This is a genomic window from Caulobacter sp. FV1ye13L (assembly GCF_058681155.1).
Map to the genome: position 1 here is coordinate 756,767 of NZ_CM178732.1, position 11,419 is coordinate 768,185.

Below are 11,419 nucleotides of genomic sequence, written 5' to 3' on the forward strand. Positions count from 1 at the left end.
TACCTTGTCCGGATCTGACGCAGACTCCGTCCCGCCATCGTGATGCGGGGGCCACGGCTCATGCCGGGCCGGACCGATCTGCGGTTAGAATTTGCCGCTCTGGAAATCCTCAAAGGCCTGCACGATCTCGTCGCGCGAGTTCATCACGAACGGGCCGTGCCAGAACACCGGCTCGCCGATCGGACACCCCGCCAGCAGCAGCACGCGGGCGTCAGTGATCGCCTCGACCAGCACCGTGTCACCCTTGCCCATAAACACGCCGGACAGGGCATCGATCTTGCCACCCGCCACGCGCACCTGACCCTCATAGACCGCCAGCATGGCGTTGCGGTCGGCGCCCACAGGCTCCTCGAAGCGGCTTCCGGCCGGCAGGACGACGTCGAAATAGAGCGCATCGACTGCGCCGCCGCCGATCGGACCGGCTGTGCCGGCCTCCGTGACGCCCGAGATCACCTTGACCGACACGCCGCCGTCGCGGGCTTCCACGGGAATGGCCTCGCTCTCAAACTCGCTATAGCCGGGCGCGCTCATCTTCAGCCTGGCGGGCAGGTTCACCCACAACTGAAAGCCGCGCATCCGGCCCTCGCTCTGCTCGGGCATTTCGGAATGGACGATGCCGCGGCCGGCCCGCATCCACTGGATGCCGCCGGGACCGATGATCCCCTCGCGGCCGGTATTGTCGCGGTGCCGCATCCGGCCTTCCAGCATGTAGGTCACGGTCTCGAAGCCGCGATGCGGGTGGTCGGGGAAGCCGCCCATATAGTCGGACGCCTGGTCGTTGTCGAAACAGTCCAGCATCAGGAACGGATCGAACATCTGGGCCTCCGCCGTGCCCAGCATCCGGGTCAGGCGTACGCCGTCGCCGTCCGAGGCGGGGACGCCCTTCACGATCTTCACGACGGGTCGAAGGCTCATCTGACGGCTCCTTTTGCGCCATCGATATCGGATGCGGTTACAGTGGGTTCAAGTCCCCGGCCCTTCGCGTTCGCCGCCGATCCGTGCTAGGTCGCCCCCAACGAAATTCACGAGAGATCCATGGCCCTTAAAGTCGCCATCGTCGGCCTGCCCAATGTCGGCAAGTCCACCCTGTTCAATGCCTTGACCCAGACGGCGTCGGCCCAGGCCGCCAACTATCCGTTCTGCACGATCGAGCCCAATACCGGCGAAGTGGCCGTGCCCGAGCCGCGCCTTGACGCCCTGGCCAAGGTGGCCGGCTCCAAGGAGATCATCCCGGCCCGGATCACCTTCGTCGACATCGCCGGCCTGGTGCGCGGCGCGTCCAAGGGCGAGGGCCTGGGCAACCAGTTCCTGGCCAATATCCGCGACTGCGACGCCGTGGCCTTCGTGGCCCGCTGCTTCGAGGACGGCGACATCGTCCACGTCGAAGGCCGCATCGACCCGATCAGCGATCTCGAGATCATCGAGATGGAACTGATGCTGGCCGACCTGGAAAGCCTGGAAAAGCGCGTCCCCGCCCTGGAAAAGCGCGCCAAGGTCGGCGCCGACAAGGAAAGCGCCAACACCCTGCGCCTGGCCAATATCGCCCTGGCCCTGCTGCGCGAAGGCCGTCCGGCCCGCACCGCCAAGATCGACGCCGACGACGAAAAAGCCTGGCACATGCTGCAACTGCTGACCTCGCTGCCGGCCCTGTATGTCTGCAATGTCGACGAAGGCAGCGCCGACAAGGGCAACAACTACAGCGACCTGGTGGCCGAACGCGCCGCCAAGGACAACGCCAAGAGCGTGGTCATCTCGGCCCAGATCGAGAGCGAGATCGCCCTGCTGGACGCCGCAGAGCGCAGTGAGTTCCTGGAAACCCTGGGTCTTGAAGAGCCGGGCCTGAACCGCCTGATCCGCGAGGCCTACAAGCTGCTGGACCTGCAGACCTATTTCACGGTCGGCCCCAAGGAAGCCCGCGCCTGGACCATCCATGTGGGCGACACCGGCCCGCAGGCGGCCGGCGTCATCCACACCGACTTCGAGAAGGGCTATATCCGCGCCGAAACCATCGCCTTCGAGGACTTCATCGCCCTGGGCGGTGAGAACGGCGCCAAGGAGGCCGGCAAGATGAAGGCCGAAGGCAAGGAATACATCGTCAAGGACGGCGACGTGATGCACTTCCGGTTCAACGTCTAGACCACCAGATCAAGCGGCCGGTGCGGAAACGTCCCGGCCGTTTTCATATCGGCAAGGAACGCACGCGGATGACCACCGACCGGCTGACCCTGACCGCCGTCCATGACGGCTTCGTCTTCACCGCCGCCCACGAGCACCCGCAGGGCGTGCGCAAGGGCGGGGTGATCGTGATCCAGGAGATCTTCGGCCTCGACCAGTATGTCCAGGCCGACGTGGCGCGCTGGGCCGAGCTGGGCTTCGAGGTGGTCGCGCCCGCGATGTTCGACCGTCAGGAACTGGGCTTCGTCGCCGAGCACGATCCGGCCGGGTTCGAGGCCGGCGTGAAATACGCCATGGCCAACGGCCCCGACAACGCCATGGGCGACATCCAGGCCTGTATCGACTTCCTGGCCCCGCGCGGCCCGGTGTTCGTCGTCGGCTACTGCTACGGCGGCACCATGGCCTGGCTGGCGGCGTCGCGCTGCACGGGCCTTTCGGCCGCCGCCAGCTACTATGGCGGCCAGGTGGCGGGGATGGCGAAGTTCGCCCTTTCCTGCCCGGTCATCGTCCATCTGGGCCGCAAGGATCCGCATATCCCCGCCGACGAGGTCAAGGCCGCGATCGCAGCCGCCCACCCCGAGGTGGCGGTGCACATCTACGAGGCCAGCGGCCACGGCTTCAACAATGACGGCCGGCCCGACTCCGACCTCGCCGATGCGCTAGCGGCGCGTCAGCGGACCCTGGACCTGTTCCTGGCCCACGGCGCGGCCTGATGGGCGAGCGCATCGCCCTGGCCACCCGCGACGGCGCGCCGTTCAGCGCCTGGCATGCGCTGCATCAGGACGCCCGGCGCGGCGGTCTGGTCATTCTGCACGCCATCTGGGGCGTGACGCCGCATATCCGCGAGCTGTCCGACACCCTGGCCCAGCAGGGCTATGAAGTGATCGCCCCGGCCCTGCTGGACGCCGCCGACGCGCCGTTCCCGCAGGCCAATACCGAGCCGGCGGTCCTGGACCAGCGCATGGCCATGGGCGAGGCCACAGGCTGGGGCCTGAGCACCCTGCCCCGCGTCCAGGCCTGTATCGACGCCCTGGACGGTCCGGTGTTCGCCATGGGCTTTTGCTTCGGCGGCACGACCGCCTGGCTGGCCGCCGCCCGCTGTGCGGGTTTATCGGGCGTATCCAGTTTTTACGGCGGCGACGTCGTACAGTTTATCGGGGAGGTTCCGACCGTCCCCACCGCCCTGCATTTCGGCAAGACCGACCCGCTGATACCCCCGGCCGATGTCGAAGCCATCCAGGCCGCCCATCCCGACCTGCCCGTCTGGCTTTACGACGCCGGCCACGCCTTCGTGGCGCCTAACGGCTACCACGCCGACAGTGCGCGGCTGGCCATGCTGCGCACTCTGCAACTGTTCCAGCGGGGCGGCGGCAACCGGGGCGAGGCCTGAGCGAAGCGGCCGGCTCAATCGAGCCGACCCGACTGACGCCCTCAGAGCGGCAGGCGCTCTAGAACTCTTTCCAGCTATCGGCGCCGGCGTGCGCCATCGGCGCGGGCTTGCGCGCGGCGCCCCCAAAGCCCGTGGTCTTCATGACCGATACGGAGGCTGATGGACGAGAGGGCTTCCGGGCGGCGCCTCTCTGGGCCAGGGCGTCCTGGCCGACCTCGAAGCGGCCAACGACGCGCGCCAGCCCTTCGGCTTCCTGCGACATGCTGTGGCTGGCCGCGGTGGCCTCTTCAACCATGGCCGCGTTCTGCTGGGTCACCTGATCCATGTGGTTGATGGACGAATTGACCTCGTTCAGGGCTGTGGCCTGCTCCTGGGCGGACGCAGCGATCACGACGACGATGTCGTTGATCTCGCCCACCTGAACCACGATCCGGCTCAAGACCTTGCCGGTCTCGCCGACCAGTTCCACGCCGGCCCTCACCTGCTGGTCGGAGTTGGTGATCAGGGCCTTGATCTCCTTGGCCGCGCCGGCCGACCGCTGGGCCAGGGCCCGGACTTCCTGGGCGACAACGGCGAAGCCGCGACCGGCCTCGCCGGCTCTCGCCGCCTCGACGCCGGCGTTCAGGGCCAGGAGGTTGGTCTGGAAGGCGATCTCGTCGATGACGCCGACGATCTGGCTGATTTCCTGGGACGATTTTTCGATCCCGCCCATGGCGGCGACCGCGTTCTGGACCACGTCGCCGGACTGTTCGGCGGCGGACTTGGCCAGGCCGACCACGGTGCGGGCGTGTTCCGAACCTTCGGCGGTCTTGCGCACCGTGGCGGTGATCTGATCGAGCGCCGCAGCGGTCTCTTCCAGACTGGCCGCCTGCTGCTCGGTCCGGCGCGACAGGTCTTGCGACGCCACGGAGATCTCGGCGGCGCCGGCCTGGATGGTGGCGGTATTGCCGGACACCAGCTTCATGGTGTCCTGCAGGGTCGTCATCGCGGCGTTAAAATCGGCGCGCAGCTTCTCGTACTCAGGCGCGAAGCTGGCGGTCAGGCGATAGACAAGGTTGCCGGCGGAGAGTTGCTCCAGGCCCGACGCGACAGCCTCGACGACCAGGGCCTGGGTCCGGGCCATTTCAGCGTCGGTCTTTTGGCGGGCCGCGCGTTCACTGTCGGCCAGCTGACGCGCATCGGCGTTCTCCTGCTCCAGGCGAAGGGTCCTGGCGCCGGCCTCCTTGAAGACCTGCACGGCCTTGGCCATCTCGCCGACCTCGTCCGTGCGTCCCAGGGACGGCACCGAGACGGCCAGGTCGCCCGAGGCGAGCTTGCCCATCGCCGTTGTCAGGGCGCCGAGCGGCTTGATGGCGCGGGCGGACCACGCCGCGACGGCGACACCCAGGACCAATGCCCCGCCACACATCGCGATGTTCAGCCAGACGAAGCCGGCCGACAGGTCGTGGACTTGCGAACCGATCTCCTTGTTCTTCGCCTCTTGCAGGTCGATGAACTGATTGATCTGTTTCAGCCAGACCATGAACATGGGCCTGGCGCTCTGCATCAGAAGCGCCTGGGCGGCATCAACCTCGCCGGCCTTCTGGAGTCGGATCACTTCCGAGATCAGCGGCAGGCCCTCGGCCTGCGTGGCCTTGATGCTGTCCAGGATGGCGGTCTCATCGGGGGTCACGCCGGCGCCCTTGGCCATCAGCGCATCGAGCGGACCGGCCGATTTGTCATAGGCGGCCTCAAGGCGCTCTATGGTGGCGATCGCCGCGTCAAGCTCGCCCGCATCGCTCACCAGGATGACGTCGCGAAGGCTGATGGCGCGGTCATGCACGCTGCCGCGGAAATTGATGGCGAACCGCTGTTTGGCGCTGTTGACGTCGTTGATCGTTGTGAGGCTGCGGTCGATCGCACTGACACGGCTCTGCGCCACCAGGCCAATGCCGGCCATCATCAAGAGGATCATGCCGAAGCCGACAACGAGGCGCTGGCCTATCTTCAAGTTCGGCAGCATGGCGGCTCTTTTTCTCTACTGGGAAATCTGGCGCGACCACTGCTCGCCGACCCCCTAACGACCTCCTAATTTCCAATAATCAGGACACGAGGTCGCAGCTATAGCGTCCCTTCTATGATTGTTTTCAGCTACCGCATGCCGATTGGTCACGTATAGGAAGGCAGTTATAGTGCAACTTAGCCGACCAAAATATTGAGATAACTTTGATTTACTTCTGCAGCATTTAAGGTGTTGTTCGCTCAAATTGAGCCGCTAAGCATGTTTTCCGTGATAATTTGCGGCGATATTTCGTCCAGGACCCAGGGACGCTCACGGCACAGCGATTGCCGGCCGTCGACTGCCGGGCCCAAGGCTCACCTTATCTGGACAGCATCGCCCCCGCAGCCAACCAGGCGCTGTCGCCGACCCGCTTGAGGCTCATCTCGAAGAACGTCGCCGGAGGGGCGGCCCGGCGTCACCCGCGCGGCGCGGGGTCGAGCCGCATCTGGACCAGAACCGGCGTGGCGGCCGTCAGGATCACGGCGGCGAGGCCGTTGGCGAAGGAGCGGGACATCGGTGGTCGCCGGGCCGGAATTCCTGAACTTTGATCTTCAGTGTTTTTCTTTCAGCCCGTCTCACGGGAACGACCGCCATCGGGCATTTCGGCGCCATCGCGGTTGGCGCATGCTCACGCCTGTCGCCGAGCGCGCAAGGCTTGGCTAGGATCGCCGCATGCGTCGCTCAGCCACCGCCCTGCTGTTGATCCTGCCGCTGACGGCGGCCGGCCCCGCCGTGGCCGGCGAGACGGCCTGCTGGTTCGAGAACGGCGCGATCGTCGCCCCGGCCGCCATCGCCGACATGACCGGCGACTTCGTGATCGACCTGTCGGCCCCGCGCACCCTGCTGCACAACACCAAGGCCCAGATGAGCGGCTATGCCGAGCTCGACCTCACCCTGCCTGTGCGGCTGGCCGGGCAGAGGGTGGAGGCGGCGCCGATCCTGGTCAGCGATCTCGACTATCGCGGCGTCGGCTTCGTGGCGCCCATCGCCGGCGTGATCGGGGCCGATATCCTGGGCCGCTATGTGGTGATCATCGACTTTGCGCCCTGCCGCCTGCGGCTGGAGCCCCAGGGCTGGGCCGAACGGTCCGGCGGGCGCGGCCTGCCCGTCACCGTGGTGGGCGGCGTGCCGACCGTTCAGGCCACGGCCTCGGACGGCTTTTCCAGCCTGACCGGGGCCTTCGCCCTCGACACGGCCTCGAACGGCGGGGTGCGGGCGCGGGGCGACGCCGATGGGCCGCGCCAGAAGCCCGCCGGCGTGCTGGCCGGCCTGTCGCTGGATGGCCGCCTGCGGCAGCGCGTTGCAGCCGTCAGAGCCGGCGACCTGCCCCCGGGCGTGGCCGGGGCGGTGGGCGTGGCGATCCTGTCGGACTATCGCCTGCGCCTCGACGCCCAGGCGGGCCGGCTGTGGCTGACGCCCGCCCGGCTTGAGCCCAAAGAAAAAGGGCCCGGCGTTACCGCCAGGCCCTGATCTTTTCGGTCGCCGCGAACGGTCAGTGCGACTCGTTCTTCCAGACCTTGCGGTAGCTGGCATAGAGCAGGCCCGAGAACAGCAGCAGATAGAGGATGACCACGAAGCCGGTCTGCTTGCGCTCTTCCATCTTTGGCTCGGCCGCCCACATCAGGAAGGCCGAGACATCCTTGGCCTGCTGATCAAGCGTCGACTTGGTGCCGTCGTCGAAGGTCACCAGATCGGCCTTGAGCGGCGCGGCCATGGCGATGTAGCCACCGGGCGGAACCTTGTCGTGCGGGCCCGACCACGACGCGGTCAGATCGCCGGCCATGTAAGGGTTGTAGTGCTGGCCTGCGCCGACCTTGAGGCCGGTCGGCGGAGCCACATAGCCGGTCAGCAGCGAGTAGATATATTCCGGACCGCCCGAGCGAGCCTTGGCCAGCAGCGACATGTCCGGCGGCAGGGCGCCGCCATTGCCGGCCCGCGCCGCAGCCTCGTTGGGATAGGGCGAGGTGAAACGATCCGCCGAGGTCGCAGGACGCTTGATCGCGTCGCCAGTCTCGGAGTCGATATCGGCGACCTCGTAGTCCTTGGCGATCGCCTTGACCCACGGGTTGTCGTTCGGGTTCTTGTGCTCGTTGCTATAGAACGGGCCGCCCTTGTCGCCGAGGTTGCGGAAGCTGACCAGGCTCATCGAGTGGCAGGCCGAACAGACCTCCCGATAGACCTTGTAGCCGCGCTGCAGCTGGGCCTGATCAAATTTGCCGAACGGACCTTCGAACGACCAATGGACGTCCTTGGGCGGCAGGGGGTGCCCAGCGGCCAGAACCGGACCGGCCGCCATCAGGCCGGCCACGGCTGCGAGGATGGAAAGTTTGCGCAGCATCATGATCAGCCCTTCATCTCAGGCGCGGAGGTCGCGTGGGCCGGAACGCCGGCGGGGTGCGACAGAGCCGGCGAAGCAATCGAGTCCGGAACCGGGAGCGGCGTTTCCTTCAGACCCAGGACCGGGAGGATCACCAGGAAGAAGCCGAAATAGTACAGCGTTGCAAAGCGGCTGAGCCAGACAAAGCTGTTCAGATCGGCGTCGATCAGCAGGAAGGTCTTCAGGTGCGGGATAACCGGATCATCCGGCAGCTTGGCGCCGCACAGGCCCAGGATGCAGCACGCCACGACGAAGATGAAGAAGTACATCTTCGCGGTCGGGCGGTAGCGCATCGAGCGCACCTTGGAGGTGTCCAGCCACGGCAGGGCGAACAGGCAGGCGATGGCGCCAAACATGGCCAGCACGCCCATCAGCTTGTCGGGAACGGCGCGCAGGATCGCGTAGAACGGCAGGAAGTACCATTCCGGAACGATGTGGGCGGGCGTCACCAGCGGGTTGGCCGGGATGTAGTTGTCGGCATGACCCAGGGCGTTGGGCATGTAGAAGACGAAGAAGGCGAAGAGGATCAGGAAGACGCTCATCGCGAACCCGTCCTTCACCGTCGCGTACGGGGTGAAGGGAAGGGTATCGGCTTTCGACTTCGGGTCCACGCCCGTCGGGTTGTTCTGGCCGACCACGTGCAGCGCCCAGATGTGCAGGATCACGACGCCGGCGATCATGAAGGGCAGAAGATAGTGCAGCGAGAAGAAGCGGTTCAGCGTAGCGCTGTCGACCGCGAAACCGCCCCACAGCCAGGTCGTGATGCTCTGACCGACGATCGGCAGGGCGCCAAACAGGTTGGTGATCACGACGGCGCCGTGGAAGGACATCTGACCCCAGGGCAGGACGTAGCCCATGAAGGCGGTGGCCATCATCAGCAGATAGATCACGCAGCCCAGAATCCACAGCACTTCGCGCGGGGCCTTGTAGGACCCGTAATAGAGGCCGCGGAACATGTGGATATAGACGGCGATGAAGAACATCGACGCGCCATTGGAGTGCATGTAGCGGATCAGCCAGCCGTGATTAACGTCACGCATGATGCGCTCAACGCTGTTGAACGCGTCGCCGACGTTGTAGTGCATCGCCAGGATGATGCCGGTGATCAACTGAGACGCCAGGCACAGCGAGAGAATGCCGCCGAAGGTGTACCAGTAGTTCAGGTTACGCGGCGTGGGGTAGTCGACGAAGCTGTCATAGCCCAGGCGCACGATCGGGAGACGGGCGTCGAGCCAGCGCTCGAAACCGGTCTTGGGTTCATAGGTCGAATGTCCGCTCATCTCGCTTAACCGATCTTGACCTTGGTGTCGGTGAGGAACTCGTACTCCGGAACCGCGAGGTTCAGGGGCGCGGGACCCTTACGGATCCGGCCCGAGGTGTCGTAGTGCGAGCCATGGCAGGGGCAGAACCAGCCGCCGTAGTCGCCGCCGCCGAAGGTGGGCACGCAACCCAGGTGGGTGCAGGAGCCGATCAGGACCAGCCACTGGGCCTTGCCCGGCTTGACCCGCTCGGCGTCGGTCTGCGGATCCTTGAGCGCCGCGCCGTCATCGGCCACGGCCTTCTGGATCTCGGCCGGCGTGCGGTTGCGCACGAACAGCGGCTTGCCGCGCCACTTGAGCGTGACCTGCTGACCGTCGGCGACCTTGGTCAGGTCGAATTCGGTCGAGGCCAGCGCCAGCGTATCGGCTGACGGGTTCATCTGATCGACGAACGGCCAAACAAGCGATACGGCGCCGCCAGCGGCGGCCGCCATCGTCGCGATGTAAATGAAGTCGCGCCGGCTGGGGTCAGCCCCATGCTCCGGCTCGGTCGTTGCGCCCAACGCGGTGTCGGCCACCTAAGTCACCCTTCGATTCCGCCGCGCCGGGAAGCCGGCCGGCCAGGAGAAGCACCTTTCGGCGCCGTATCTTTCTCGACCCGCGAACGGATCTCCGCCACAAGACGACGGTTGGATCGTCCTATCGGACGCGCGGACTGAGTCCGCAAGCCCTTTCGATTCGCAGGCAATGTCCCTGCTAGCCTTGTGGTGGTTCGCTTAGAATGCGTCTCGCGCTTTTTCAACCAGGCATTCCTCAAAACGTCGGCGCCGCAATCCGCCTCGCGGCCTGTTTTGGCGCCGGCCTGGACGTGATTGAGCCTTGCAGCTTTCCCCTGGATGACAAGAGTCTCAAGCGGGCGGCGCTGGATTACGGCCCCTTGGCCCATATGAAACGCCACGATTCCTGGGAAACCTTCCTCGCCGCGCCGGAAAGGGCCCAGGGGCGGCTGCTGCTGTTCACCACCCGGGGCGCGACCCCGTTCCACCGATTTGGGTTTCAGCCGGGCGATACGCTTTTATTCGGCAATGAAAGCCGGGGCGCCCCCGAAGAGGTCCATGCCGCCGCTCAGGGCCGCCTGGTGATCCCGCTGCGGCCCGAAGCCCGGTCGATGAATCTCGCGACGACCGCCGCCATGGCGCTGGGCGAGGCGCTGCGGCAGACGGACGGCTTCTTCGAGGCCTGACAGCCCTACGCAGAACCCCGGATTTGCACCGCGCGCGCCAAGCGCTTAATCGGCTGTCATGACCGACGCTTCCGATCTCGACGACAAGAAGGCCCGCGCCCGCACCTGGTTTGAAACCTTGCGCGACCAGATCTGCACGGAATTCGAGCGTCTGGAAGACGAGGCCCCGGCCGACCTCTATCCGGGCCAGCCGGGCCGCTTCGAGCGCAAGCCGTGGGATCGCGCTGCCGGCGGCGGCGGCGTCATGTCGATGATGCACGGTCGCCTGTTCGAGAAGGTCGGCGTCCACTGTTCGACGGTGTTTGGAACCTTCACGCCGGAAATGGCCAAGTCGATGCCGGGCGCGGACGACGACCCCCGGTTCTTCGCCACAGGCATCAGCCTGATCGCTCACATGACCAATCCGCGCGTGCCGGCCGTGCACATGAACACCCGCTTCATCGCCACCACCAAAAGCTGGTTTGGCGGCGGCGGCGACCTGACGCCCCTGCTCGGCTATCAGCGCCAGCAGGACTTCCCCGACGCCATCGACTTCCACGCCGCCTATCAGCGGGCCTGCGACGCGCACCACCCCGACTGGCACGCCAAGTACAAGGCCTGGTGCGACGAGTACTTCTTCCTGCCCCACCGCAACGAGCCGCGCGGCATCGGCGGAATCTTCTACGACCACCACGACAGCGGCGATTGGTCGCGGGACTTCGCCTTCACCCAGGACGTCGGCAAGGCCTTCCTGGAGGTCTATCCCGAGCTGGTCCGCCGCCGCATGGGCGAGGCCTGGACGGCGGACGAGCGCGAGCAGCAGCTGGTCCAGCGCGGGCGGTACGTGGAGTTCAACCTGCTGTACGACCGGGGCACGATGTTTGGCCTGAAGACCGGCGGCAATGTGGAATCGATCCTCAGCTCGATGCCGCCGACGGTGAAGTGGCCCTAGAGC

The 11,419-nt window shown here is 66.2% G+C and carries 10 protein-coding genes and 2 pseudogenes; 6 read left to right on the forward strand and 6 right to left on the reverse strand.

What is annotated here, in order from left to right; all coding sequences use genetic code 11:
- Positions 1 to 84: 84 nt before the first annotated feature.
- Positions 85 to 915 carry a pirin family protein gene (locus tag ACW176_RS03400; protein WP_492110890.1) on the reverse strand — a complete coding sequence of 277 codons (831 nt, stop codon included), beginning with the start codon at positions 913 to 915 and terminating at the stop codon, positions 85 to 87.
- A 120-nt stretch (positions 916 to 1,035) separates the two neighbouring features.
- On the opposite strand from ACW176_RS03400, the gene ychF reads away from it, so the two are divergent.
- The 3 genes from ychF (at position 1,036) to ACW176_RS03415 (ending at position 3,565) form a co-directional block, all read left to right on the forward strand.
- Positions 1,036 to 2,136, forward strand: coding sequence for a redox-regulated ATPase YchF (ychF, locus tag ACW176_RS03405; protein WP_492110891.1), 1,101 nt, complete (start codon positions 1,036 to 1,038; stop codon positions 2,134 to 2,136).
- Between the two features lie 68 nt (positions 2,137 to 2,204).
- Positions 2,205 to 2,888: a dienelactone hydrolase family protein gene (locus ACW176_RS03410; RefSeq protein WP_492110892.1), complete on the forward strand. Its 684-nt coding sequence runs from the start codon at positions 2,205 to 2,207 to the stop codon at positions 2,886 to 2,888.
- Positions 2,888 to 3,565 (forward strand): dienelactone hydrolase family protein, encoded by a 678-nt coding sequence (locus ACW176_RS03415; RefSeq protein WP_492110893.1) that lies wholly within the window; start codon positions 2,888 to 2,890, stop codon positions 3,563 to 3,565. The genes ACW176_RS03410 and ACW176_RS03415 overlap by 1 nt, the downstream gene beginning before the upstream one ends.
- 58 nt (positions 3,566 to 3,623) lie before the next feature.
- Here the strand turns inward: ACW176_RS03415 and ACW176_RS03420 are convergent.
- Positions 3,624 to 4,910 (reverse strand): annotated as a pseudogene (locus ACW176_RS03420) (methyl-accepting chemotaxis protein); the annotation flags it as partial.
- A 120-nt stretch (positions 4,911 to 5,030) separates the two neighbouring features.
- Positions 5,031 to 5,567 (reverse strand): annotated as a pseudogene (locus tag ACW176_RS03425) (MCP four helix bundle domain-containing protein); the annotation flags it as partial.
- A 711-nt stretch (positions 5,568 to 6,278) separates the two neighbouring features.
- Between ACW176_RS03425 and ACW176_RS03430 the strand changes: the two are divergent.
- Positions 6,279 to 7,076, forward strand: a complete 798-nt coding sequence (locus ACW176_RS03430; protein WP_492110894.1) for a pepsin/retropepsin-like aspartic protease family protein — start codon at positions 6,279 to 6,281, stop codon at positions 7,074 to 7,076.
- Positions 7,077 to 7,098: 22 nt separating this feature from the next.
- On the opposite strand, the gene ACW176_RS03435 is transcribed toward ACW176_RS03430, so the two are convergent.
- From ACW176_RS03435 to petA, 3 genes are read right to left on the reverse strand one after another with little or no spacing between them, the layout of a single operon-like run.
- On the reverse strand, positions 7,099 to 7,944 hold the full coding sequence (locus ACW176_RS03435) for a cytochrome c1 (RefSeq protein ID WP_492111869.1): 846 nt from the start codon (positions 7,942 to 7,944) through the stop codon (positions 7,099 to 7,101).
- A gap of 5 nt (positions 7,945 to 7,949) precedes the next feature.
- Entirely contained in the window at positions 7,950 to 9,263 is a 1,314-nt protein-coding gene (locus ACW176_RS03440) for a cytochrome b (protein ID WP_492110895.1), read from the reverse strand.
- 5 nt (positions 9,264 to 9,268) lie between these two features.
- Positions 9,269 to 9,820, reverse strand: a complete 552-nt coding sequence (gene petA / locus ACW176_RS03445; protein WP_419318949.1) for a ubiquinol-cytochrome c reductase iron-sulfur subunit — start codon at positions 9,818 to 9,820, stop codon at positions 9,269 to 9,271.
- A 203-nt stretch (positions 9,821 to 10,023) separates the two neighbouring features.
- Between petA and ACW176_RS03450 the strand changes: the two genes are divergently transcribed.
- Positions 10,024 to 10,485 carry a tRNA (cytidine(34)-2'-O)-methyltransferase gene (locus tag ACW176_RS03450; protein ID WP_419318950.1) on the forward strand — a complete coding sequence of 154 codons (462 nt, stop codon included), beginning with the start codon at positions 10,024 to 10,026 and terminating at the stop codon, positions 10,483 to 10,485.
- A gap of 58 nt (positions 10,486 to 10,543) precedes the next feature.
- The gene (gene hemF / locus ACW176_RS03455) at positions 10,544 to 11,416 is read left to right on the forward strand and encodes an oxygen-dependent coproporphyrinogen oxidase (RefSeq protein WP_492110896.1); all 873 of its coding nucleotides are present in this window, start codon (positions 10,544 to 10,546) and stop codon (positions 11,414 to 11,416) included.
- The last annotated feature ends 3 nt before the right edge of the window (positions 11,417 to 11,419 follow it).